Source organism: Candidatus Zixiibacteriota bacterium, from assembly GCA_040756055.1.
Classification (GTDB): domain Bacteria; phylum Zixibacteria; class MSB-5A5; order GN15; family FEB-12.
In genome coordinates, this window is sequence record JBFLZR010000010.1 from 26496 (window position 1) to 52045 (window position 25550).

Here is a 25550-nt window from a genome sequence, read left to right on the forward strand (position 1 = left end):
CCCCGTGTAAAGAGCAAAATTGGGATAGGCGGTAAGACTACATTTCCAGTTCCCGGGAGAGGGCGGTCTCTTCTTCAGGATGGAGTTTGAACTCGAAGATTTTAAGAAGAGTCACGAAGACAGCGGCGATGAGCGGTCCGAGGACGACTCCGAGCAGGCCGAATAAATAAATGCCGCCGAGTATGGTGAAAAACAGCAGCAGCGGGTGCATGGAGGTGCGGCCGGAGATCAAAATCGGGCGAAGAACATTGTCGACCTGGCTGATCACGACCGTGCCTACGGCAATGACGATAATCCCCTTAATATATGAACCGCCGATGATGAGGATGATACCGGCGGGGATATAAACAATAAAGGCGCCCACGAACGGGATAATGGAGAGAAAAGCCATGATCGCTCCCCAGAAGACGGCTGATGGGATGCCAACGATAGCGAACAGAATGCCGCCGATGAGCCCCTGAATGAGGGCAACCACCACGCCTCCATACATCGTGGCCTGGATGACATCGTGAAGCTGCCGGAAAGTGACATTGATCTGGTTGGGTGTGAGGGGCATGAGGCGTTTGGTCTTGTTTATGATCAACTCACCATCCTTGAAGAAATAATACATCGTGAAAATCATCAGGGCGAAGTAAAACACAAGCCGCGTGGTGTTGGTGATAAGCCAGCTGGTCTGGTTGAGAATGACGCCGCTTATGCTTTCGATGGATTGCTTGATCATCTGGTCGAGATTGATTTTGGACAGGTCATAGTAGGGGGAGAGTTTCTCTTTGATAGTGTCGGCGAGGGGGAAATTGAACGCAAGAAGCTGCTCGAGTTCACCACTTTTGATCATGGCGTTTACTTTGGCTACGGCACTGGCAGCTTCGCCGACGAGGGCAACCGCCAGATAGGCGATGGGGCCGATGATCAAAACAATGATGATGATGCACATGAGAAGCGATGCGAGCCCTTTCGATTTTACTTTGGACAGAATCTTTTCGTAGAGAGGGAAAAATATGATCGCGAATACACCTGCCCATGCCATCGGCGCGAAGAACGGCACTATCAGTTGATAGAACAGATAGAATACGATTGCCGCTATCAGAAAGAACAGCGAAACCAGAATGTATTCACGTTTCATGAGTGATGCTCCCGTCGCATGCGAGAATAATCTAATCCAATCGGATTTTTGAGGCAACCATTTAAACGGCGTCTGCGAGAGCGTTTGTAAGTCGCACAGTGCGAGTGGATCGCACCGCGTCGCTCTGGCGGGTGGACCTTCAACTTGTTGTAATCAAATAGGTTCGTAGCTTCTGACGGATGAGGTGCGGGGCAAAATATGATTATAGGGCCAAATTAGTCGTCTTTCGATTTTGGTGCGGCAGGGCTTATCTAATACTAAATCGGTCGTCTTTTCTGGATAAGAAAATATAACCGATTGGGGTAAAGTATCTTAAAAAAATGGACGATTATAGTTTTATGACATTTGTGTACTGCGATTCGGTTCAGCCATAACCGTTAATCGTAATCTTTAACTTGTGAAACAAGGAGTGAATTATGGCTACGCGTAAGAAGACCAGAACCACCCGCAAAGCAGTTAGTCGCTGCAACAAAACCAGCCGTCCGTGGACCCGGGAAGAGATCGCATTCATGCGTGCCTGGTATCGTCGTCACGAGACCTCCTGGGTAGCCCGTCAGCTTGGTCGCACGGTGTACTCGGTCCGTTACAAAGCGGTCGACCTTGGTATTCGCAAGGCCAATCCGTCTGTCTGGAAAGGGCAGAGGGGTCCGGTCAATGCGTTTAACAAGGGCAGAGTCTCGGTTCGTCGGTCCAGACCGGTCAGCCGCAAGAGAGCCGCTTCGCGCAAGACATCTCGCACTCGCTCCTGGCGCGCCACCTCCAAACGTCGCACGGCCCGCAAGGCTTCCAGCCGTCGCCGCCCGCGTCGTCGGTCCCGCTAAGACAATACCCGATAGCCGATATAGACTATTTGGTTGGAATTAAAAAACCCGCTTCCGCCCGGAAGCGGGTTTTTTCGTGACCGACCGACAGCCGTTGCGTATATTCGGTGAATATAAGGAGGAAATATGGCGGTTATAAAATACGGGAAGATGAATCTCAAGCCGATCCGGATGGATAAAGCTGATAAAGTCTCCAAGGCAATCGTGATCGGCAAAGATGAGGGCTGGGATGGTTACGCGATGCGTGTGTTCAGCATCAAACCGGGAGGATTCACCCCCAAGCATCAGCACGACTGGGAGCACGTCAACTACATAATTAAGGGGAAGGGGAAGCTGGAACTCAACGGTGAAATGAGCGAAGTTGTCGAGAATGACTTTGCGTTCGTCCCACCGAACGCGGAGCATCAGTTTTCCAACCCCTACGACGAGCCATTCGAATTTATCTGTATCGTTCCCAATCGTGGGGAGTACTGATTGTCGGTTTTTCTGTGAGTGTCAGGTCACACCCCGACTTCGTCGGGCCAAGACCTGACACAAAAGGATTGGCTTTATCGCCCCGTGTCAGGTCACACCCCGACTTCGTCGGGCCAGGACCTGACCTCACGGGCAGGGACACATTTTATCATTAATAAAAAAGGCCGCCCCTGTGAGGTTGAGGCGGCCGGAATGACTTATCTGAGCGAGGCTCAGGCGGCTACAGCCGATTTCTTCGCCTGCTGGTACAGCTCGTTCACTTTCTCCCAGTTGATGACATTGAAGAAGGCCGAGATATACTCCGGACGGCGGTTTTGGTATTTGAGGTAGTAGGCGTGCTCCCAGACATCGATTCCCAATATCGGGGTTTTGCCGACCGACAGCGGGGAATCCTGATTGGGGGTAGCCATTATTTCCAGCTCGCCATTGTTTAAAACCAGCCATCCCCAGCCGCTGCCGAACTGGTTCGCGGCGGCGTTGGAAAACTGCGTTTTGAAATTGTCGAAGCCGTCGAATTTATCGTTGATAGCGTCGATAACCTCGCCTTTGGCCTTTACGTCTTTGCGGAGGATCTCCCAGAAGAAAGTATGGTTGACGTGGCCGCCGCCGTTGTTACGGACGGCTGCGCGGATAGATTCCGGCACGGAGGACAGGTCGCTGACAAGCTCTACGGCCGATTTGTCGGGCGCGCCCGAGTGCTGGCCCAGGGCGGCATTGAGCTTGTCGACATAGGCCTGGTGATGTTTGGTGTGGTGGATGGTCATCGTCTGTTCGTCGATGAACGGCTCCAGGGCGTTGTAATTGTACTGTAATTTCGGTAAGGTATGTTTCATTTCAATCTCCCTTTCTCTTTTCTGGTCTCACAATCTGTGTTGTTTACAACAAGCCGGAGCGGCGGGAGTTCCCGCAAACGGGAATTAACTTGACTAAATTGGTCCATACACTCCCGCCGGGGAGGGTATGCCGGTAAACCGGTGGGGGCGTTCGCGTTTTGCGCCGGTTTTCGGGCTGGTCCTGAGGCTGGTTTCGGCGCGGTTTTGCCGGCCGCGAAAAGGACTTGCGGAAATTGGCCCCGCGCCTTATTATTGGCCTGCGAGAAATTCACTTCGAGTGAATACTCCAGACACAGCAAATGCGCCATTAGCTCAGTTGGTAGAGCAGCTGACTCTTAATCAGCGGGCCCAAGGTTCGAGTCCTTGATGGCGCATTTTTTCTATTAATCCCGCTGGTTCACTCGGGCTGACGTTATACTTAGCCCTTGAAATATAGGCCTGATTATGATATCCTTTTCTCTATGATTATCGAGTCCGAAACCGTCGACGGTTTCACAGATATCAACAGGGTAGTTCTCAGTCGCTACGGGGCGATTCTTCTTGGTCTTACTGTCCTTCTCGTGGGGTACCTCCTTATTGAGCAGGAGTTCAGGTATCTTTACCTGCTTCTTTTTCCGGTGTTTTTTGTTGCCGCCGTTTCACACGCTCGGTTCGCCGTCTATCAGTATCTCTTTTTGCTGTTTACCAACATAGCTGTGGAGACTTCGCCGTTCGGTTTTTTACTGGTGGATATTTCGGCGGTCATACTGATATGCACCGCGGTTTTGGATTTTCTATTGAAAGGTTCACGGATTGGCCGGTTCCCGGCCCTCAGCGTGAATTTCGGTCTGTTACTGGTGGCGCTATTTGTAGTCGCCCTGCTTGGTCCCCGTCCGTTTCTGGCTGTTCATTCCATCATGCGATTGATTCTGACCACGTTTACTTTTCTGGCGTTCTATCGCCTGTCGCGGTATTTCACTTTGATGCACCTGGTAAAGGTATTCTTCTGGTTCTCGGTAATCCATTGCGTGATAGCGTTACTGATGTCTCTTCAGTCCGGTCATCCCGAGAGAGTGTTCGGGTTGGCGCCGAAAACTCTCGATGACTTGACTATGATATCTTTTCCTGTCGGGTTGGCCTTGTATCTCTGGCTGCGCGAGGGCAGGACCGTTGCCTATTTGTTAGGCTCGGGTGTTATTTTTGTCGCTTTGCTTGCGACCCAGTCGAGACTGGCGATATTGCTGGGAGGAGGCTTCTCTTTTCTCGTTGTGGCCTATTCGCTTGGCAGGAGGGTAACAGACCGGGTGAAGGGGGCCGGAGAAAGTGGCCGGGTCAGTAAGAAAAGGACAAAGTACTTGATCGGGTTTGCGTCCGTGGCGTTTCTCGCGGCGATTTTCAGTAACCTCGAGTTTGTTGCGGCGGTCATCAACCGTTTCAGTGAAGTGTTGAGACACTCGCCGGGTGGAACTTTTAGTCTGAGGTTGCTTTTGTGGGATGCCGGGCTGAACGCCTTTTGGGACAATCCGATCATAGGAATCGGACCCGGCAATTTCCGCTTTATTCACGAATTCTATCCATCTATGCGGTTTCATCCTGACCAGTTCCGTATCGAGGGGCTTACCGCGCACAATCTTGTTATTCACTATCTGGCCGAAACCGGTATCGTGGGGTCATCGATGCTGATCGCACTTTTGATTAACCAGCTACGCAAAGCCGTTAGGTACTTCAAGGAAAATATCCGTGGGGGGCAGCCGGCAGTGGCGATGGTGATCTTAATCTCCGCCATAATATTTTTCGTAACAGCGTTTCTTGAAGCTGGCTGGATGTGGGGTCAGACGAGTCTTGTTTTTGCCTTCTTCATGGCCATCATATCAAAAGCCTACGATAGCATGAGTCCCGAAGCATAGATATTTCGCCTGTCAGAAATGTAACTTAATCTCCATTCGCGGATTTTAAAATACCGGCCAGGAGACACCCCAGGTCCACCTGTTGGTGGGATAGTCGGACAACTGCCAGGTGAAGACGAAGGTCAAAGGTAAGGGGACAAGACGGTCGATTCCAAAACCGGCCTCGCCGTAGGGCTTTTTTGCCGTGAGAAGGAGTTCGTCGCCCGTGTGGTAAGGGTGGTTGTGGAAATCAGTCCAGAAGGCGCCGCCGTAAAGGGAAAGCCCCAGCGGGATCTTCTTTATGAGCGGAAGGCCGCTTTTCTGAAAGAGTTTGCTGCCGAAATCGATACTACCGTAAACCACGAGAGCGCGGTTGCCGTAAAAATTGGTTTCGGCCATGGTTTTGAAGGCGAACTCGTGCTCGGTCAGGCCAGCGTCGAAATCAGCCACAAAGTATTTCTGGGGCGGCAGAGAACCATCGGAGGCGCCGGCAAAAACATACAGATTGCTAATCGCCCATCCGAACAGACGGTCCATTCTCTGGAGCGAAGCGCTGTATCTGGTGAATTCAAAGTCGTTGTCGAAGAGGTCATCCGAAGCATGCTCAACGAAGAACCTGACCTCGGTTGAAGGAAAAGAGAGCAAGACGCCCTTGCCCTTCTTGTCGCGAAAACGCGGCCGAGAGTCGTACGTGAGCAAAGCTGATATGGAACGAAGTTTGCCATCGACTATCGATGGGTTCGGCCTGTTCAGTTCATCATTATTAAAGACACTGTACTCGCTGTTGTTCCTGACGGACTTTTGGTCGAAGTCATTATAGGTGAGGTAGAGACCTGTTTTGGGCAGCGGCGATAACCCCATTTTGACAAGAAACCCTTCTTCGGCGAAGTAATCGTAGGCATCGATTTTGGTCAGCAGCGCCATGAGGGTGGCATTTCCGTCGGGCCGGGCAAAAATCGTGGGGCGGGTGCGGATTTTATCGCGGTACTGAGCCCCGAATGTCAGTTTCTGTCTTTTTGACACCGTATAATCGAAGCCGTACTCGTGTTGCCACAAATCAGCATCGAAAGCATAGCCGGTCTTCACCCGGAGGCCGAGCCGGTCGGTTATATTCCTGAAGTACTGTCCAAAGCCGAGATACGGACCTTCGACTTTGTTGAAATGAATGAAATCTTGCGCGGACAAAACAAAGATTGACAGGGCGAAGGGGGCGATAAGCAATTTCATATACAGCGGTTGATGGTTTTTCACCGAATCCACGAAGAAATATCCCCGTTGCTCGAGGGGTGTGAGCGGTATCAGTCGTCCGACATCCCACTTGATCGAGTCGATATCATCGGCCGCCTCGTGGACTTCGAGCACGTATTCGCCGAAGAGAGAATCATCGAAGCCCGGCTCGAACCTGAAGTTGTGCAGGGCCGCCTGGTAATCGATAGACAGGGGTGGAAGAATGGGGAGATTGAAATCCAGGCTCGCGCTGGACTGAATCATGGTTGGCATCCAGTACTTGCCCTCAAAGAGAGCATAGACCTGCCGGTAGGAAATATTGGACAGGTACGGGTTGTCGAACCCTTTGTTCAGTGTCAATTCGACGCCAACGACGGCATAGGTCGAGTCTGCTATTTTGATGGTGCCTTCGAAAAGCGCGTCGGTTTGGTTTTTCGGCTCGATCTCAAGGACAAAAACGGCGCTGTTTTCGGTGAAGATCGTGTCAATCAGGTAATACTCGTAGTTGTCGAGAGCATCGGTAGCGGTGGGGGAGACTATAGAATAGCGTCCGAAATCTATCCGGTTGGCGTTGAAGTTGGTAAGCTGCCCGACTTGCAGCAGGTTGCCTTCGGCCGGGATGTTCGTAGTTTGCTTCCGGGCCAGTATGATCTCCTTGAAATCATCCGGGTATTTCCAGAACGCCTCCACCTGCGATTCGAAAATAGCAACAACGCTCGAGGAATCGGCTTTGGAGGTGTCCCGCGCCACCAGTTTGGTGTAAGCGTCGAAGCTGTATTCTTTGATCTGAGAGAGTAACTGTTCTTTGCGGGCGATAGCCTCGACGATTATCCTCTGGGCGGCATCGTACTGACGGTCGTACACTTTGATCAGCCCGACATCGATCACAGCCGGCTTCAGGTAAATGTCCACAGCTTTTGCCGAATCATCGACCGCGACCTCAATTGTCTGCGAATAGTGAGAGACATGGCTGAATTTGAGTTCATAGGTACCCGGTTCAAGCCTCAGGCGGTACATGCCGGACTCGTTGGAACTTATGGATTGTCCGGTGTTTTCGATGCTTACGGTGGCGAACCCGATAGCAAGCGAGTCATCGGCATCATAGATGGTGCCGGTGAGAACACCCGCGCTGAGACTCCGGGTCATGAAAAGCAGCGCCAAGATTAGTGTGGATCGGATCATCGGTTTATAACTCCCCTGCGTTAAATGGCTTTGTTGAATGGCTATAATGATGCACCGCCCGCCGTGGTTCGTCCAGATATTTTTTGGTTTGAAGATATTACCCCGTTTAAGGCGTAATGTTTCAAAAAAACCGTTCAAGCCGGGGTTGAGCCACAACAGTTTAGATGAATGGCCGGCAGTGTCTGAAAGCGGAACCTTTTGTAGCTATCTCTGTTTGTATGGTAAACTTAACGGCTGCCGCGGTGCATCGAACAGGTATGAAGACCACAATAACAGGTTATATTCAACTCACCAAACCATCGATCATGCTTCTGGTTTTATTCACCGGGGCTACATCGCTGGTGATAGAGGGAAGTCTGCTGTCTGATCCCTGGCGGTTTTTTCTGGTGATGGTCGGGCTGTATCTTACCGGAGGCAGCGCGAATGCGTTGAACCAGTATTTTGAGCGCGATATCGACGCCCGCATGAAGCGGACCTACCGTCGACGGCCCCTGCCGCTGGGGCTTATCAGCTCAAGGGGGGCGCTGATATTTTCCGTTACAATCGGAGTACTCGGGGTGTTGTTGTTCGGGTACTTTTTCAATTTGCTGACAGCCCTCTTGTCGCTCGGTACGATACTCTTCTATTCGCTCTTTTACACATTGTGGCTAAAGCCGAATACCGACCAGAATATAGTCATCGGCGGAATCGCCGGCGCTATGGCTCCGGTGGGAGCGTGGACGGCCGCGACCGGGCACATGGATATAGTACCGTGGATACTGTTCGCGATTGTCTTTTTCTGGACGCCGCCTCATTTCTGGGCGCTCGCTCTGTTTTGTAAGGACGATTACATTAAGGCGGAGCTCCCCATGATGCCGGTAGTGAGAGGCGAGACGAGTACGCTCAAACAGATAATTTGGTACACCGTTGTATTGTTCGCGGTCAGTCTGTCCCTGCTGGCCTTTGGTGGCGGATGGTTTTACTTAGCGGTCGCGGTGCTTCTGGGCGTAATCTTTTTGAGGAAAGCCGTTCAGGCTTTCAGAGTCAGGTCAACCGGATCGATGAGAAGTTTGTTTGGTTATTCGATAATTTATCTCTTTGGTGTGTTTACGGCGATTATTATAGATGAATTAATCAAACGGAGCTGATGACGCTTGAGTAAGTTGTTAGGAGAGTGGATTTTCCGGGAACAAGAGATTACCGGGACGGTTTTTAGTAAGGGTTTTGAACTTAACCGCAGCTTATAAATTGATATTGCCAACAGTGGCTTTATCGACCATTTTAGAGTAATGCAAGCATCGCAGGGCAACATCAATGGACATCGAAATCATCAATTTTTGCGGAGTGCATGTTAATGGTGATGGTCGTGTTGACCCCTGATAGATTTTTAAATCCATAAGTTGGGTTTAGCAGTTGGCGCAGATATTTCCACGATGGACTAACAGGCTTCCGGTGATATTGCTCGCGGGAGGTATATTGTTGGCGCTGGCGGTGGTCGGGTTCTTCTGGTATTACGGCTCGCCGAAGTACACCGATGTCGGCTATCGTCCCCGTCAACCGGTGCCCTATTCCCACAAGCTTCATGCCGGTGATCTGGGAATCGATTGTCGTTACTGCCACTACTCGGTGGAAAAGTCGGCGGTCGCCAATGTCCCGCCAACATCGGTGTGTATGAACTGCCATACCTTGATATTACCCGAGAGCGAGAAACTTCTGCCGGTGCGCGAAAGCTGGGCGACCGGCGAGCCCATAAAGTGGGTGCGGATTCACAAAATCGGCGAGTACGCCTATTTCAATCACAGTATTCACATCGACCGCGGGGTTAGCTGCATAAGCTGCCACGGCAACGTTGCTGATATGGAGGTTGTCGAGCAGAAGAAGCCGCTCAGTATGGGATGGTGCCTGGAGTGCCATCGCAATCCCGGTCCGAATCTCAGGCCGGTCAGCGAGGTCACGAATATGGGCTGGATAATGCCCGATGATCACGCGCAGTGGGCTGAAAGAGTAATTAAAGAGAAGGGGATAGCGCCGCCCGAAACTTGTTCGGCGTGTCATCGATGAGAAGTAACGAACACGAAAAACCAGACTCAAATATGCAGTGGCGCAGTCTCGATGAGCTGGCCGATAAGCCGGAATTCAAACAGTGGCTTCACCGGGAATTCCCGCAGGGCGCGTCGGAAATGAACAACGACTGGAGCCGCCGCAGTTTTCTGACCCTGATGGGTGCCTCGATGGCTCTGGCGGGACTGGCCGGATGCCGTCGCCCGGAACAGAAGATCGTGCCGTACGTGAAGCCGCCGGAGGAAGTTGTTCCGGGCAATCCCGAATATTTTGCGACATCGATGCCATTCGGAACGAGCGCGTATGGATTGATTGTGGAGAGTCACGAAGGCCGTCCGACCAAGATCGAAGGCAACCCGGCGCATCCATCGACACTCGGGGCATCCAATGCCTGGATACAGGCTTCCATACTGGGGCTGTATGATCCGGACCGCTCGAAGCGCGTCATGCGCGAGGGGCAAGAGAGCCGTTGGGACGACTTCGTGACTTTCTGGCGCGAGCATTCCGCTAAGTACCAATCCAACCGGGGCGAGGGGCTGGCGGTGTTGTCGCAGTCGTTTTCATCGCCAACCTTGGCGCGGCTTAGAAGAGAATTCTTAGAGAGATACCCAAATGCCCGATGGGTAGCGTATGATCCGGTGGGCGGTGAGAATATTCATGAGGGGATGATGCTTGCCACTGGCTATGCGTATCAACCGACGTACGATTTGAGCCGGGCGGAAGTAATACTGTCCCTCGATTCCGATTTCTTGCTTACGGAAATCGAAAGCATAGCCAATTCCCGCAAATTTGTCGACGGACGCCGGTTGAAATCAGAACAGGACGCTATGAATCGTCTCTATGTACTCGAAACGGCGTTTACATCCACCGGTGCTTCGGCTGACCACCGGTTAGCTGTGAGCTATCGGCAGGTTGGTTTGTTCGCTGTGGCGTTGGCCCGCGCTCTGGCCGCGAATGGCCTGACTGATCTGAAAGTCGAAGGCGAAATTCCGCTCCACGGCGAAGTCAGGCAATGGGTGGAACCGGTGGCGGAAGATCTGCTGAGAGCCGGAAGCAAAGGGGTGGTCGTTGCCGGCTACGGGCAACCACCCGAAGTTCACGCCCTGGCGTATGCGATCAATTTCGCGCTAACATCGGTTGGCGACTGCATGTATCTCTCACGGCCTGCTGCCAGCACAGCCGGCGGCCCGGGCCGTTTGAAAGATCTGGTCAGTGACATCGACGGTGGAAAAGTGTCCACGCTGATTATGTTGGGGGGAAATCCGATTTACAACGCTCCATCGGATTCGGGTTTTGTCGAGGCGTTTGATAAAGTAGAAAACAAAGTACATCTGAGCGGTTATAACGATAATACGTCTCGCAGGGCAACCTGGCACATTCCGAGGGCGCATTACCTTGAATCGTGGGGGGATGCTTTCTCTTACAGTGGCACTCGCGGCGTCATTCAGCCGCTTATTGCCCCGTTGTTCGACGGGGTGTCGGATGCCGAACTGCTCAACTTGATCGCGACCGGTGAAAACAAATCAGGATACGACATCGTCCGCGATACCCGCGACACCTCCGGCACCGGAGATCCTGAGGTGAATTGGCGAAGCGCCCTGCACGAGGGAGTGTATGGTCAACCATTTCATATCCCGGCGAATAACATCATCAAGGTGAATCTGGCTCGCGAGACCGCCGACGTAATCGTGTCGAACTACCGCGTCGAAGATAAAGGGAGTCTCGATGTTGCCTTTAGACTTTCACCCTCAGTATATGATGGACGTTTCGCAAATATAGGCTGGCTGCAGGAACTGCCGCATCCTATGACAAAGCTCACCTGGGACAACGCGGCGCTTATCAGTCCGAAAACCGCCGAACAACAGGATGTCAAGAACGGCGACATGGTGAAGATGTCCTACAAAGGACGGGAACTCGAGATGCCGGTGTGGATTCTGCCCGGCATGGCGGATAACACAGTGGTGCTCGAACTCGGATACGGGCAGGAAAATCTCGGCGGTGTTGCTGATGGTGTCGGGTTCAACACCTACACTCTGCGGACATCGGATGCGATGTACTACGGTACGGGCCTCACGATGACCAAGACCGGCAAGACCTATCCACTGGCTTCAACGCAGGACCACGGTAGTATGGAAGGTCGCCCGCACGTGCGGGAGGCGACGCTTGAGGAGTATCGCAGAGAACCCGATTTCGCGCCGCACGCGGTGCATCACCCGCCGCTGGTCTCCATGTGGGAAGATCACAAGTATGATAAGGGCTATCAGTGGGGGATGGCGATTGACCTCACTTCCTGCGTGGGCTGCAACGCCTGTACGATTGCCTGTCAGAGCGAAAACAACATACCGATTGTCGGTAAAGACCAGGTCCTCAACGGGCGCGAGATGCACTGGATTCGTGTTGACAGATATTTCACCGGCGACATCGAGCAACCATCGGCCGTTCATCAGCCGGTAGCCTGCCAGCATTGTGAGATGGCTCCATGCGAGCAGGTTTGTCCGGTGGCGGCGACAATGCACGACGACGAGGGACTTAACACGATGGTCTACAATCGGTGTATAGGAACCCGCTACTGTTCCAACAACTGTCCTTACAAAGTCAGGCGATTCAACTTCTTCAATTTTACGAAAGATACGCCGGAAGTCACAAAGATGGTGAACAACCCGGATGTTACGGTGCGATCGCGCGGTGTGATGGAGAAGTGTACTTATTGTGTCCAGCGAATTAACCGGGTGAGGATCAAAGCCAAGCTGGAGGACAGGGAGATTCTCGATGGCGAGGTGGTTCCGGCCTGCCAGCAGGCATGCCCAACGCAGGCGATAGTATTCGGCAACGTGATTGATCCGGAAAGCCGGGTTTCCAAAGTAAAACAGCGTAATCGCAATTACGATCTGCTGGCGGAGTTGAATGTCAGACCGAGAACATCGTATCTGGCGAAAGTCAGAAACCCTAATCCGAAAATGCCCGGCAACGACTGAGTAGAAAAGGCAAGTAAGTGAACGTAACGGCCAAAGAGTTATCGGACGAGTCAAAGCAGCAGGAAATCCTGGTGTTGGGCAATCCGACTTTCGAGAAAATCACCGAGGCGGTGAGCCGTATCGTTGAGAGAAAGCCTACCAGATGGTGGTATGGTTTGTTCTCTGTCTCGGTTGCCCTGACCTTGATGCTCGTGGCCAATCTGGTTTATCTGTTCTGGGAAGGTACGGGTATATGGGGGCTGAACAATCCGGTTGGATGGGGCTGGGCGATCGTGAATTTCGTCTTTTGGGTCGGTATCGGGCACGCGGGTACGTTGATATCGGCCATTCTGTTTCTGCTTCGTCAGCGCTGGAGAACATCGATTAATCGTTTTGCCGAGGCGATGACCATTTTCGCCGTGATATGCGCCTTATTGTTCCCGGCCATTCACGTCGGCAGGGTATGGGTGCTTTACTGGGTTTTCCCTCTTCCCAATCAGATGTCAATGTGGCCGAACTGGCGGAGTCCTCTTCTGTGGGATACGTTCGCGGTGGGGACCTATTTCACCTGCTCGCTTTTGTTCTGGTACGTGGGGCTGGTCCCCGACCTGGCGACGCTTCGTGATCGCGCGAAATCGAAAATTCGCAAAATCATGTATGGTCTGTTTTCGCTCGGGTGGCGCGGCGGGAATCGTCAGTGGAAGCACTATGAACTTGCTTATCTGGTTCTGGCGGGTATATCGACGCCGCTGGTGCTCTCCGTACACAGTATCGTTGCCACGGACTTTGCCACCTCGCTTTTACCCGGATGGCATACGACCATATTCCCGCCTTACTTTGTCGCCGGGGCGATTTTCTCCGGATTCGCCATGGTCATGACACTCAGCCTGATAGCACGCAAGGTTTTCAATCTCGAAGACATCATCACACCCAGAACACTCGAGAGGATGAACAAGATTATTCTGGTCACCGGTATGATGGTCGGTTACGCGTATTCGATGGAGTTCTTTATCGCGTGGTACAGCGGTAACGAGTACGAGCGATTCGCGTTTATCAACAGAGCTTTTGGTCCTTACGCGTGGGCGTACTGGATTATGGTGTCGTGCAACGTGATCGTGCCACAGCTTTTCTGGTTCAAGCGCCTGAGAACTTCGATACCGGTCATGTTCGTGGCCTCGATACTGGTCAACGTGGGCATGTGGTTTGAGCGGTTCGTTATTGTGGTGACCCTTTCGCGCGATTTCCTGCCGTCGAGTTGGGACTACTACAGCCCGACTATTTACGATATCATGATATTCGTTGGTTCGTTCGGCCTGTTCTTTACGCTGTTTCTTTTGTTCTTGAGGTATTTGCCGATGGTGGCGATGTCGGAGGTCAAGGGTGTGTTGCCGCAGGCGGACCCGCACCACTCGCACGCGGGAGGACACCAATGAGATCGATTTTCAAACCGCTGCGGGGGCTGGTACTGGCCGAGTTCGAATCGTCGGCGGCGCTGCTTGACGCGGCCAGGAAGGTTCGGGAAGCGGGCTACGAGAAATTCGACTGTCACTCGCCGTTCCCCGTGCATGGCATGGATGAGGCGATGGGGTTGAAGCGTTCGCCGCTCGGCTATGTTGTCGGTGTGGTTGGATCGCTCGGATTGCTGGGCATGCTCGGCCTGACCTGGTGGACCAGCGCTGTTGATTACAAGTTCTTGATATCGGGCAAACCGTTTTTCAGCTGGCAGGCGTACATTCCGATTTTATTCGCCATCACGGTGCTCTGTTCGGCATTCGGAGCCTTTTTCGGGATGCTTTCGCTCAATCAGCTTCCGCGCCTGTTTCACCCGATATTCAATTCGGAGCGATTCGCGAAGGTTACCGATGGCGGCTTCTTCGTATCAATTCAGTCGGACGATCCCTCTTATGATGAGAACAAAGTGGTGGCATTTCTTCAGTCGATCGGCGGCCGGAATGTGGAGGTGGTGAATGGTGATTAGACTTACGCGACATCGCCTTGTTGTCATTCTGTCGGTCGTGTTGACTCTGTTAGCGGGCTGCGCTCGCGAGAGACCGTCGCAGGAACCGCCCGTCCATATCAACCCGAACATGGATCTTCAGCCCAAATACCGTCCGCAGGCGGAGAGCAGGTTCTTCAGCGATGGCGCCACTATGAGGCCTCTGGTGCCGGGTACGGTGGCGCGCGGTGAGTTGAACGCGGATACCGCCTATTATGAGGGCAAAAATGGCAGGGGTGAGTTTATTGTCGGTATGCCCGATTCGGTGATGATAACGACGCAGCTTCTTGAGCGCGGTCAGGAGAGATTCAATATTTATTGTTCCCCGTGTCACGGCCGGGTCGGCGACGGCAAAGGGATTATGGTTAATCGCGGGTATGTACCGCCCCCGACGTTCCATTCCGACAGGATTCGTCAGATGCCGAACGGACAGATATTCGATGTTATTACCAACGGCGTGCGCAATATGCCGGCATATAGATACCAGATACCGGTTGACGACCGCTGGGCGATTATAAGTTACATTCGGGCGCTTGAGCGAAGTCAGAACGCAACGATAGAAGATGTACCCGAGTCGATGCGCGAGAGGATTCAGCAGGAAAGCAGATGAAATTTGATCGTTCGACATACAGGCTTACCGATGCGGGCAGCCTGGGCAGGATTGCGCTGATTGTCGGCATTGTCGGGCTTGCCGCAAGTGCGCTTGGGTTGCTTCAGGACAAGACACAGTTCTTCCTGGCGTATATGACATCGCTTATGTTCTGGCTCACGATTGGGCTGGGTGGATTGTTCTTCACCATGCTTCATCATTTGACCGGCGCCAAATGGAGCACGGTTATCCGGCGGATGTCGGAAAGCGTGGCGGCCAGCATGCCGCTGATGCTCATTCTGTTTATACCGCTTTTGTTCGGACTTCATGAGTTGTTTCACTGGAGCCACGAAGGTGTGTACGATCCATCGTCACCTCTGTACGATGAACTCCTGGCCAAAAAACAGGCTTATCTCAACACACCCTTCTTTTTGATTCGGGCGGCGATCTATTTTGGCGTCTGGATTTTGCTGTCGCGGTGGTTGACATCCGGTTCTCACAAGCTGGACACACAGTATGATCCCGCGATAATAAAGAGGCTTCGGACAGTAAGCGCTCCCGGCATGGTGGCTTTCGCGCTGACTATCACATTCGCTTCGTTCGACTGGCTGATGTCGCTCGATGCTCACTGGTTCTCCACCATATTCGGAGTCTATATATTTTCGGGGGCTTTCCTGGCGGTGATGTCATTCTTAATTGTTCTGGGGTTGTACCAGAGAAAGCATGATGTTATGGCGGACGTGATCACGGTGGAGCACTACCATGATATGGCCAAGCTGATGTTCGGGTTTATCATTTTCTGGGCCTACATGGCGTTTTCACAGTATTTCCTTATCTGGTACGCGAATATTCCCGAAGAAAACTACTGGTATTTGTACCGGTGGGAAAATTCATGGAAATACTGGAGCCTGGCGATCATCTTCGGTCATTTTGTCATCCCGTTTTTGGGGCTCATTACGAGAGCGGCCAAACGCAGCGGGCCGTTTTTGGCCTTCATGTGTACATGGATTCTGATCATGCACTGGTTCGATATATACTGGCTGGTGATGCCGACGCATCATCAGGATGGTATCCACTTTTCATGGATGGATGTTACGACACTTGTTGGAGTAGGCGGCCTGTTTGTCTGGTATGTGTGGCGGCATTACAGCGCTCATCCGCTTGTACCCGTGAAAGATCCCGGCCTGAAGGCCTCGCTGGAGTTTGTTAACACCTGAGGTGTGTCAGATGAATGATAAAAATGTGAAACATCAGGCCACGAATGACGGTTACGAACACAAAGATATAAATATCAAGAAGACCGTTTTGATTGGTCTTGCTATCATACTGGTGATTGTGATATCGCTGGTGGTGCTGAACGAGTATTTCATCTCGGTAAAGGAGGGGCTGGTGTACGATATGGTGTTGAAGCCGCAGTCAACGGCGCTGCGGGACTTCCGAGCCAGGGAAGATGAGACACTCAATTCCTATAAACTTCTCGATTCCACCGCCGGCAGGTATCAGGTGCCAATCAGCCGGGCGATGGAACTCATTGCCGAAGAGGCTTACAAAGGTCTGAAATAGCCGGTCTGAAGCCGGAATTGAACAAAATGGGGCGCTACAAAATCATATATTGGACAATATGGCTCGCTATAGCCGCAAGTGTTCTCATCTTGACAGCCGGTTCCGCTCGTTCGCAGGTTGTCATGGACAGCGTGGCGCAGCTTCAGAAGATCGACGTTGAGGAACATCTGGGCGACACTATCCCCATGGATCTGATGTTTACCGACGACGAGGGCAACAGTGTTCGAATCGGCGATTACTTCGGGCAGGATAAGCCGGTGCTCATGGTGCTGGCTTATTATGAGTGCCCGATGTTGTGCAATCTCATTTTGAACGGTATCGTGCAGGGGATAAAGGACCTCGATTGGCGTCCGGGCGAGGACTATCAGATCGTTACGGTGAGTATCAACCCTCGCGAGACGTACGAGCTGGCGGCGGCCAAGAAGAAAAACTACCTGTCGTCGCTTCAGATATCCTCAGCATCGAAAGGCTGGAGCTTTTTGACAGGTGAGGAGAGCCAGTCGAAAGCGCTGGCGGATGCTTTCGGCTTCAAATATTACTGGGACGAGAAAAAACAGCAGTATGCTCATCCGGCGGTGATTTACCTGCTTTCCGAGGATGGAAAGATCACGCGTTATCTCTACGGTATCGATTACAAAAGGCAGGATTTGAAGCTGGCCCTGCTTGAGGCATCGGAGGGCAAGATAGGCTCGACCCTGGATAAATTGATTCTGTACTGCTATCACTATGATCCCGACTCCGAGGGCTATGTGGTTTTTGCCGGGAACGTGATGAGGCTTGGCGGTGTTTTGACTTTAGTTCTATTGGCCATGTTCCTGGGCGGGCTGTGGTACCGGGAACATCACAAGAAAACTCGGGGGCGAAGCGCGGACAAGCCACTGAATCAGGCGCGATAAGCACATATGGATACAACGGGCACCATCTTTCTTCCCTCAGGGCATTCCACTATCGCGGGTGAAGTCGACGCCCTTTTCAATTTCATCCTGTATGCGTCGATTGTCCTGTTTCTGCTGGTCATTTTTCTGTCGGCTTATTTCGTCATTCGATACCGGCGGCAGAAAGAGGCGGGGCTTACCTATGGCAAGGATCACAATATCAAGCTCGAGATTGCCTGGACCCTGATCCCTACCATTCTGATTATTATCGTCTTCGTCTGGGGCTTCCGTACCTATTTAAAGATGCATATTGTTCCCAAAGACGCGATAGAGATAAAAGTCACCGGCCAGAAGTGGTTCTGGAGCTTCGAATATCCCGAGGGAGTGACGTCGGTAAACGAAATCGTGGTGCCCGAAGACAAGCCGGTGAAACTTCTGATGTCCTCGAAGGACGTTATCCACAGCTTTTTCGTACCCAACTTTCGCATCAAGATGGATGTCTTGCCGAACCGGTATTCGGTGACGTGGTTTGAGGCCACCAATGCCGGTGAGTACAATCTGTTCTGTACGGAGTTTTGCGGCACCGGCCATTCGGAGATGATTGGCAAGGTTCGGGTAGTGTCCGAAAGAGAGTATGCCGAGTGGCTTCAGGCCGGTACGGCGGTTGGCGAGGGTATGACGCTGGAGGAATTCGGGGCGAAGCTGTACACATCGAAAGCTTGTATTACCTGCCATTCTATCGATGGCTCAGTGGGAACCGGACCGAGCTTTAAGGGCAAGTACGGCGAAACGGAGTTGATGGCCAGCGGCGACCGGGTCAAGATCGACGAGAACTATATTCGCGAGTCTATTTTGAACCCTCAGGCGAAAGTGGTGGCCGGCTATGCGCCGGTGATGCCGACTTATCAGGGTGTGCTCAAGAGCCGTGAAGTCGACGCGCTGATCGAATTCATAAAGTCATTGCAGGAAGAGGCGGACACAGAGAATGAATAAACTTCCCGACAAAAGTTATCTGAACGACCCGAAAGGGCTCAAGTCGTGGCTGCTGACCCGCGACCACAAGCGGATCGGCCTGATGTATCTTTACGCCATCATGACCGCTTTTCTTCTCGGCGGGATCTTTGCGATGATTATCAGGCTGGAATTGTTATCCCCCGGGAAGGACCTCATTGACGCCGACACTTACAACCAGTTTTTCACGCTGCACGGCGCGATAATGATATTTCTTTTTATCATCCCCTCGATTCCGGCGGCTTTCGGTAATTTTGTCCTTCCTTTGATGATTGGCGCTAAAGATGTAGCCTTCCCCAGACTTAATCTCGCGAGCTGGTACATATATATTCTCGGGTCACTTTTCGCTCTATACTCAATCATAACGGGGGCGGTCGATACCGGTTGGACATTCTACACGCCGTATAGTACCGAAACCACTACATCGGTAATTTCCATGACGCTGGGGGTATTCATTCTCGGCTTTTCGTCGATTTTCACCGGCCTGAATTTTATCGTAACGATTCACAAGCTGCGCGCCCCCGGGATGACCTGGTTTAAGATGCCGCTGTTTGTGTGGGCGCTTTACGCTACCGCGATAATCCAGGTGCTGGCGACGCCGGTGCTCGGAATCACCCTCATTCTATTGATAATCGAACGTGTGGTGGGAATCGGGATTTTCGACCCGGCCATGGGTGGCGATCCGGTGCTGTATCAGCATTTCTTCTGGTTCTACTCGCACCCGGCTGTTTATATCATGATTCTTCCCGGTATGGGCATTATCAGCGAACTGATATCGGTGTTCAGTCACAAGAAGATATTCGGCTATAAGGCCATCGCGTTTTCATCGCTCGGCATCGCTTTCGTAAGTTTCCTCGTCTGGGGGCACCATATGTTCGTCAGCGGACAGTCGGAACTGGCGGCGATGATATTTTCGTTTCTGACTTTCTTCGTCGGGATACCATCGGGAATAAAAGTGTTCAACTGGGTGACCACGATGTACCGCGGTTCTATCAGTCTTGAGGCGCCGATGCTGTATGCCTTATCGTTTTTGTTTCTGTTTACCATCGGGGGCCTTACGGGGATATTCCTCGGAGCGTTGTCGGTGGATGTGCACCTGCATGACACCTATTTCATCGTGGCGCATTTTCATTACGTGATGATGGGTGGAACGGTGATGGCGTTTCTCGGTGGTTTGCACTACTGGTGGCCCAAGTTCTGGGGACGCATGTACAGCGAATTCTGGGCGAGGATTTCGGTGGCCCTCATTTTTGTCGGCTTCAATGTCACTTTTTTCAGTCAGTTTATACTCGGTTCTCAGGGAATGCCTCGCCGCTATTACAACTATCTCGACCAGTACCAGCCGCTTCACGGTTTCTCGACATTCGGGTCGTGGATACTCGGTCTTGGTTTTGTGGTCATGGCCGTTTACCTGATTCACGCCATATTCAGAGGCAAGGTGGCCGGGGCGAACCCGTGGGGAGCGTTAACTTTCGAGTGGACCACACCTTCGCCGCCGCCGCACGAGAATTTTGATAAAATACCGACCATGGAACACGGTCCTTACGACTATGACAAGATAGTCCCCAGAAGCACGCTGGCGGAGAGCGATTGATGGATCAAACCGTGGGACACCCTGAATTTCTGCAGCATCATTTCAGCGATGTCGAACAGCAGCGCGAGTCGGCCAAACTCGGGATGTGGATATTTCTGCTGACCGAGGTGCTTTTATTCGGAGGTCTGTTCTGCGCCTATTCGATATACCGATCGTGGAACCCGGAGATTTTTCATAACGCTCATCGATTTCTCGATGTTTATCTGGGGACGCTCAACACGGTGGTGCTGATTGTCAGTTCGGTGACCATGGCGCTGGCGATAAGGTCGATGCAGCTCGATCGGAAAAAGCAAACCTTGATATTCCTGATTGTCACCCTGGCTCTGGCGGCGGCGTTTCTGGTGGTCAAATATTTCGAGTACAGCCACAAATTTCACCTCGGGCAGCTTCCGGGCAAATTCTATACGTTTACCGGGATAGAGGGGACCAATCCGCACATATTCTTTTCGGTTTATTTTCTCATGACGGGATTACACGGGATCCACGTTATAGGCGGGATGGCCGTTATCACCTGGCTGATTTTCAAGACGAGGGGCCGTACATTCTCTTCGCAATATTACACGCCGATAGAGATGACGGGCCTTTACTGGCATCTGGTGGATTTGATTTGGATTTTCCTGTTTCCACTTTTCTATCTGGTAGGTTAGAGTTATGAACAAAGAAGCAACCCACACTGTCCCTCACATTTTGCCGATGAAGCTGTACCTTGGCGTCGGCGCGGCGCTGATAGTCCTCACGGCGATAACGGTGACTGTCTCATTCTTCAATTTCGGTCCCTACAATCTGGTTGTGGCTATGTTGGTCGCGGCCACGAAGGCGTCGCTGGTTGCCTTGTTCTTTATGCATCTTAAATATGATAACAAAATTTACCTGGTGATATTCTTGACGTCGGTTGTGTTCCTGGCGGTGTTTATAGTCCTGACCATGTTCGATACCCTGCGCCGGGATGATATTGATGAGTTGAAGGCGGAGCCGATTCGCCGAGAGGCGATAATTTACGATAGCGTGCAGGCTCCGAAGCACGATACGGCCGATTCGACTTTCAAAGTACCGGACACCACCGAATAGGGGTGATCCGGATTGTTATGATATAGATAGTGCCGCAATTTTAGCGACGGAGAAACGATGTAACCGGCCTTTCGAGGCTTTCCGGAAGGGATCCAAAATATGAAGAGTTTTCGTCGTTTCGCTCTGTTTACCACACTGGCGACGTACTTTTTGATTTTTATGGGAGGTCTGGTCCGGGTATCGGGCGCGGGACTGGGTTGCCCGGACTGGCCTAAGTGTTTCGGTCGATGGATTCCGCCCACGAATGTGGAGCAACTTCCGCCGAACATTGATCCGGCGCAATTCAACTTCGTGCTGGCGTGGATTGAATATGTCAATCGACTGACCGGAGTTATTGTAGGGCTTTTGATTGCCGCGACAGCCGTGTGGGCCATCAGCAGTTTCAGGCGTCAGCCGCGCATCGTCCTTCCCGCCGTGGCGGCCGCCGTGCTGACGGCTTTTCAAGGCTGGCAGGGAAGTGTCGTGATTTCATCGCAGCTCGAACCGGTCGTCGTGACGGTGCACATGGCGTTGGCCTTGATAATCGTGAGTTTGCTGATATACCTGACGCAGGAGGCGTACTACCGGGAGAATCGCGAAGCGTTCCTGACTTTGAGGGCGCCGCGTGGAGTGATATTTTCACTCGGGATGCTATGGGTGATTGCCATTATTCAAATAGCTCTCGGCACCCAGATAAGATCCGCGCTCGAAATCCTCGCAAGGAAATTCCCTCTATCAACCAGTGCGGAATGGATAGGCAAGGTTGGCCTGCTCAATCACATACACACCGTGCTTGGTGTGCTTCTCGTAGCTTTCTCGTGGGGTGTGGCCTTTTCAATCTGGAAATATCGTGACAGGATGAGTGCCCTCATGCGCCAGTCAGTGGTGGCAATGGTCACACTCGCGACTCTTCAGCTTTTTATGGGCCTGACCTTCATAGCTCTCGACCTGACACCAATAGTACAGGTCTTCCATCTCTGGTTGGCCAGCCTCTATGTCGGCTCGGCGCTTCTGCTGTACACCATATTTAGAAAAAGGGAGGCAGCATCGTGAAGGGAAACGCAGCTTTTCGGACGCTGGTCCTGCTGGCTGTAATTGTCATTCTGGCAGGAGGCGCGTACTTCGTTATAAAGCAGGCACAGACTTCAGTATCGGACCTTCCGGTGCTCGGCCAACTCCCGGATTTCGAATTCACCGCGCAGTCCGGGGGGATGTTCGGGCGGAGGGAAATGCGAGGGAAGGTTAACATAGTCGATTTCATTTTCACCCGCTGCAAGGGTCCCTGCCCGATAATGAGCGGATTTATGTCGGAGTTGTATCAGTTGTACGGCGGGACGGACTCGGTGCAGTTCGTGTCGATAACAGTGGATCCCTCGTACGATTCGCTGAAAGTGCTACAGGCGTACGCGGAGAGCCATGGGGTAAAGGATAGTCGGTGGGTATTTCTGTGGGCGCCGATAGATTCAGTCGTTCAACTCAGCGAGCAGGGATTCATGCTGGCGGCGGATGACCTGCCGGGGTCACATACGACCAAATGGGTACTGGTGGACAAAGATGCCAACATCCGCGGGTACTACAGCGGAACCGATGAAGCGAGCATTGAAGTGCTCAAAACACACGTTGCCCGGCTGGTGAAAGAGATGAAATGAGCGTTTCGGACTTACCTACATTAAATGCCGCTCTCAACTTGATCAGCGCTACCCTGTTGGCCTTTGGATACGTGAACATAAAGCGGGGGCGGCAAACCGTACACAAGCGGTTTATGGTTGGTGCACTGGTATCATCGGCGCTGTTTCTAATCAGTTATTCGATATATCACTATCACGCAGGTTCGGTGCCATACCCCCACCACGACTGGACGCGACCGGTATACTTTGCTGTTCTCATACCTCACGTGATTCTCGCGGCGGTCATGACGCCTTTCGTTATCGCGACAGTCTGGTTGGCATTTCGTGAGAATTTCAAAAGACATCGTATGCTGGCCCGATGGGTCTGGCCGGTGTGGATGTTCGTGTCGGTGAGCGGCGTGATTGTATATCTGATGTTGTACAGGCTTTAGAAGATTTCCCTTTGATGCGATCCCTTGGCCGCGAGGCCGAAAGGAAACCGGTGCGGAGCATTTCCGCACCGGTTTCAGCTTTTGTGTCTGATGTGTCTGACCTGAGCCTACAGCTTAGGAATCGCTGCCGTCGTCATAACCCGTCGAGTCGTCATCGTAGTAACCAGACGAGTCGTCGTCATAATATTCCGTGGAATCATCGTCGTATTCCGTCGAGTCATCGTCGTACCCCGAGGAGTCATCATCATGGTACCCGGATGAATCATCATCGCAATAGTCCGATGAGTCATCGTCATAGTAATCATCATCGTAATCCCAGTAGTAGCAATGACCGGGGCCGATGTGACCGCTGTTGTAATCATCCAGCGTGTCCTTCCAACCCAGAATCATCTTTGTCTGCGCCGAGTCGAGGGCGTACCAGTCGCCGTAACCGTGGTCGGCCAGGAAGGCATCGGCCTGCGAGATGATGTCCATTACGGCCGCGTCATCGGCGCCGGCCGCGACGTTCAGCTTGGCCGCCAGAAGCTGGGCATAGAGTTTGATGATTCCGTTTCGGCGGCTGTCCCAGCTCATCGAGAGGATCTCGTGCGATGTTGCCGTGTTTTCCACTGCGATGCTGGCCGAGCCGCCTTCAGTCCCGAGCCACTGAGGCAGATACTGGCTGACTGAGTCAGGTTGCGGACCGAGACCATCCCAGTTACGCCAGAAACCCTTGGAACGCGTGCAGTTGCTGTCCGTGGGCAGCACCTCGGTTTCTTCGCCGAACACAATCAGGGTCTGACGCTCCATGTCACTTTCATCGGCCCACCCGGTGAACAGATACGGCATGAATCCGTAATTGTGGTCAGGGTTGGTTTCCCAGATGTACGCGTCACCTATGTCGGCAATCTGGATACACCCGTCGCTGTCGGAGGTGCTAAAACAGATTTCGATATAAGGGGGCGACATGGTGGATGAGTCCCTGGATTGATACTCGGCCAGAGGATAGGCCTCGTCAACCTGATCCAGAAGGATGCCGTAGTTTTCATAGGTGCTGTCAAGCCACGATTGTACAAGGGATGTGATGTCGACCGAGACCATTCCGGTATTCTCGGCCACGAAGGAATTGATTACGGTCGGATCGAATGCTCCGGCGAAGCTGTTAAATGTCACCGTCGCCTCGTCCCATGACCCGGTTATTCGGTGTATGTTAACAGTTTGATTATTGGCCGCCTGTACGTAGATAACCAGGCGTGCCGAATCCAGCGTGGCATCCTGCGGGAGATCGAATTTTCCCAAAGACAGAGGTTGACTCGCGAAATTCATTGTTGAGTCTGTCGGACCGGAATCGTTCTGACAGCTTACCAGAAATATTGCCGTCGCTCCGACCAAAACAAACACGATTAATGCTCTCATAGATTAGCTCCCATTTTTCCCATTTCTGTGGAGATTTCTTCCAGTTCGTTCTTTGTTACAAAAATATATTTGAGTGGTTGCCCGAATGTGGCACCCCCTGACGCGCAGTGTGTTCTGTAATCTCGATTTGCTTTTTGTTATACGGAAGAAAACTGCTGGTTATTGTGGTTTATCCGACAAAAACACCCGTTTTAGTCGATTTAATTGTGGCGCAACGGATTTCGAGGCGACCCCCGGTGGTGAGGCACGGCAAGCTGGTGCGCATTGGACTATCACATGATAAAAAAGCCCGTGTGGAATATCCACACGGGCTTTTAATATCAGTGAGGTTATCGTGAGGATTTAGTCTTCTTCTTCGTCATCGTAGCTGTAATCATCGCAGTGTCCGGGTCCGATGTCACCATTGTTGTAGTAGTCGAGGGTCTCCATCCAGCCGAGGACCATTTTCTGGTCATCCTTGCTGAGAGAGTACCAGTCGGCATAACCGTGGTCGGCCAGGAAATCATCAGCGTCGCTGACAACACCAGCCACCTCGGAGTCATCGGCGCCGGCGGCGAAGTTCAACTTGGCGGCCAGAAGCTGCGCGTAGAGTTTGATGATACCGTTCTTTGGGCTGTCCCACGCCATGTCGAAGATCTCGGAGGATATGGTAGTATTGGTGACGGCGATACTCTCGGTCCCGCCCTCATTGCCGAGCCACTGAGGCAGATACTGGGTTACTGAGTCGGGTTGCGGTCCGAAGCCATCCCAGGCTCCCCAGAATCCGATAGTGCGAGTGCAGCCATCCTCGGTCGTCGGCTCATATTCTATATCGAACATAAGCAACGACTGTTTTTCCATATCAGTTTCGTTGAGCCAGCCGGTGTAGAGCCTTGCCAACAGACCGAAGTTGTTGTCCGGGT

Annotated in this window: 24 protein-coding genes and 1 tRNA gene; 20 read left to right on the plus strand and 5 right to left on the minus strand. The window is 52.3% G+C overall.

Annotated elements, in window-relative coordinates:
• Nucleotides 1–37 precede the first annotated feature (37 nt).
• Complete coding sequence (locus AB1483_13935) at nucleotides 38–1123, minus strand: AI-2E family transporter (GenBank protein MEW6413552.1); 1086 nt, start codon at nucleotides 1121–1123, stop codon at nucleotides 38–40.
• A gap of 416 nt (nucleotides 1124–1539) precedes the next feature.
• On the opposite strand from AB1483_13935, the gene AB1483_13940 reads away from it, so the two are divergent.
• Complete coding sequence (locus AB1483_13940; GenBank protein ID MEW6413553.1) at nucleotides 1540–1944, plus strand: hypothetical protein; 405 nt, start codon at nucleotides 1540–1542, stop codon at nucleotides 1942–1944.
• 126 nt (nucleotides 1945–2070) lie between these two features.
• A complete protein-coding gene (locus AB1483_13945; protein MEW6413554.1) occupies nucleotides 2071–2418 on the plus strand; it encodes a cupin domain-containing protein in 348 nt (115 codons plus the stop codon).
• Nucleotides 2419–2630: 212 nt separating this feature from the next.
• Here the strand turns inward: AB1483_13945 and AB1483_13950 are convergent, their stop codons facing one another.
• A complete protein-coding gene (locus AB1483_13950; GenBank protein MEW6413555.1) occupies nucleotides 2631–3251 on the minus strand; it encodes a superoxide dismutase in 621 nt (206 codons plus the stop codon).
• 301 nt (nucleotides 3252–3552) lie between these two features.
• Between AB1483_13950 and AB1483_13955 the strand changes: the two genes are divergently transcribed.
• Together AB1483_13955 and AB1483_13960 are read left to right on the plus strand one after the other, a co-directional pair.
• Nucleotides 3553–3625 (plus strand) — tRNA-Lys (locus tag AB1483_13955).
• A gap of 87 nt (nucleotides 3626–3712) precedes the next feature.
• The gene (locus AB1483_13960; GenBank protein MEW6413556.1) at nucleotides 3713–5137 is read left to right on the plus strand and encodes an O-antigen ligase family protein; all 1425 of its coding nucleotides are present in this window, start codon (nucleotides 3713–3715) and stop codon (nucleotides 5135–5137) included.
• Nucleotides 5138–5182: 45 nt separating this feature from the next.
• Here the strand turns inward: AB1483_13960 and AB1483_13965 are convergent, their stop codons facing one another.
• Nucleotides 5183–7525: a DUF5686 family protein gene (locus AB1483_13965; protein MEW6413557.1), complete on the minus strand. Its 2343-nt coding sequence runs from the start codon at nucleotides 7523–7525 to the stop codon at nucleotides 5183–5185.
• A 218-nt stretch (nucleotides 7526–7743) separates the two neighbouring features.
• On the opposite strand from AB1483_13965, the gene AB1483_13970 reads away from it, so the two are divergent.
• From AB1483_13970 to AB1483_14045, 16 genes are all read left to right on the plus strand, one after another.
• On the plus strand, nucleotides 7744–8652 hold the full coding sequence (locus tag AB1483_13970; protein ID MEW6413558.1) for a heme o synthase: 909 nt from the start codon (nucleotides 7744–7746) through the stop codon (nucleotides 8650–8652).
• 265 nt (nucleotides 8653–8917) lie between these two features.
• Nucleotides 8918–9565, plus strand: a complete 648-nt coding sequence (locus AB1483_13975) for a cytochrome c3 family protein (GenBank protein MEW6413559.1) — start codon at nucleotides 8918–8920, stop codon at nucleotides 9563–9565.
• Nucleotides 9562–12540: a TAT-variant-translocated molybdopterin oxidoreductase gene (locus tag AB1483_13980; GenBank protein MEW6413560.1), complete on the plus strand. Its 2979-nt coding sequence runs from the start codon at nucleotides 9562–9564 to the stop codon at nucleotides 12538–12540. The genes AB1483_13975 and AB1483_13980 overlap by 4 nt, the downstream gene beginning before the upstream one ends.
• A 71-nt stretch (nucleotides 12541–12611) precedes the next feature.
• Nucleotides 12612–13952, plus strand: coding sequence for an NrfD/PsrC family molybdoenzyme membrane anchor subunit (nrfD, locus tag AB1483_13985; protein MEW6413561.1), 1341 nt, complete (start codon nucleotides 12612–12614; stop codon nucleotides 13950–13952).
• Nucleotides 13949–14497 carry a DUF3341 domain-containing protein gene (locus AB1483_13990; GenBank protein MEW6413562.1) on the plus strand — a complete coding sequence of 183 codons (549 nt, stop codon included), beginning with the start codon at nucleotides 13949–13951 and terminating at the stop codon, nucleotides 14495–14497. The genes nrfD and AB1483_13990 overlap by 4 nt, the downstream gene beginning before the upstream one ends.
• Nucleotides 14487–15125: a cytochrome c gene (locus AB1483_13995; GenBank protein MEW6413563.1), complete on the plus strand. Its 639-nt coding sequence runs from the start codon at nucleotides 14487–14489 to the stop codon at nucleotides 15123–15125. Before AB1483_13990 ends, AB1483_13995 begins: the two co-directional genes overlap by 11 nt.
• Entirely contained in the window at nucleotides 15122–16321 is a 1200-nt protein-coding gene (locus AB1483_14000; GenBank protein MEW6413564.1) for a hypothetical protein, read from the plus strand. The genes AB1483_13995 and AB1483_14000 overlap by 4 nt, the downstream gene beginning before the upstream one ends.
• A 10-nt stretch (nucleotides 16322–16331) precedes the next feature.
• The gene (locus tag AB1483_14005; protein MEW6413565.1) at nucleotides 16332–16667 is read left to right on the plus strand and encodes a hypothetical protein; all 336 of its coding nucleotides are present in this window, start codon (nucleotides 16332–16334) and stop codon (nucleotides 16665–16667) included.
• Between the two features lie 26 nt (nucleotides 16668–16693).
• The gene (locus AB1483_14010) at nucleotides 16694–17563 is read left to right on the plus strand and encodes an SCO family protein (GenBank protein MEW6413566.1); all 870 of its coding nucleotides are present in this window, start codon (nucleotides 16694–16696) and stop codon (nucleotides 17561–17563) included.
• A gap of 6 nt (nucleotides 17564–17569) precedes the next feature.
• Entirely contained in the window at nucleotides 17570–18535 is a 966-nt protein-coding gene (gene coxB, locus AB1483_14015; protein ID MEW6413567.1) for a cytochrome c oxidase subunit II, read from the plus strand.
• Nucleotides 18528–20147: a cytochrome c oxidase subunit I gene (gene ctaD, locus AB1483_14020; protein MEW6413568.1), complete on the plus strand. Its 1620-nt coding sequence runs from the start codon at nucleotides 18528–18530 to the stop codon at nucleotides 20145–20147. The genes coxB and ctaD overlap by 8 nt, the downstream gene beginning before the upstream one ends.
• Nucleotides 20147–20794: a cytochrome c oxidase subunit 3 family protein gene (locus AB1483_14025; protein MEW6413569.1), complete on the plus strand. Its 648-nt coding sequence runs from the start codon at nucleotides 20147–20149 to the stop codon at nucleotides 20792–20794. Before ctaD ends, AB1483_14025 begins: the two co-directional genes overlap by 1 nt.
• 4 nt (nucleotides 20795–20798) lie before the next feature.
• On the plus strand, nucleotides 20799–21215 hold the full coding sequence (locus AB1483_14030) for a cytochrome C oxidase subunit IV family protein (GenBank protein MEW6413570.1): 417 nt from the start codon (nucleotides 20799–20801) through the stop codon (nucleotides 21213–21215).
• 99 nt (nucleotides 21216–21314) lie between these two features.
• The gene (locus AB1483_14035; protein MEW6413571.1) at nucleotides 21315–22247 is read left to right on the plus strand and encodes a COX15/CtaA family protein; all 933 of its coding nucleotides are present in this window, start codon (nucleotides 21315–21317) and stop codon (nucleotides 22245–22247) included.
• A complete protein-coding gene (locus tag AB1483_14040; protein ID MEW6413572.1) occupies nucleotides 22244–22843 on the plus strand; it encodes an SCO family protein in 600 nt (199 codons plus the stop codon). Before AB1483_14035 ends, AB1483_14040 begins: the two co-directional genes overlap by 4 nt.
• Nucleotides 22840–23253 carry a DUF420 domain-containing protein gene (locus tag AB1483_14045; protein MEW6413573.1) on the plus strand — a complete coding sequence of 138 codons (414 nt, stop codon included), beginning with the start codon at nucleotides 22840–22842 and terminating at the stop codon, nucleotides 23251–23253. Before AB1483_14040 ends, AB1483_14045 begins: the two co-directional genes overlap by 4 nt.
• Nucleotides 23254–23367: 114 nt before the next feature.
• On the opposite strand, the gene AB1483_14050 is transcribed toward AB1483_14045, so the two are convergent.
• Nucleotides 23368–24648, minus strand: coding sequence for a DNRLRE domain-containing protein (locus AB1483_14050; protein MEW6413574.1), 1281 nt, complete (start codon nucleotides 24646–24648; stop codon nucleotides 23368–23370).
• A gap of 342 nt (nucleotides 24649–24990) precedes the next feature.
• Nucleotides 24991–25550: hypothetical protein (locus tag AB1483_14055; GenBank protein ID MEW6413575.1), on the minus strand; the 560-nt coding region annotated here is incomplete at its 5' end.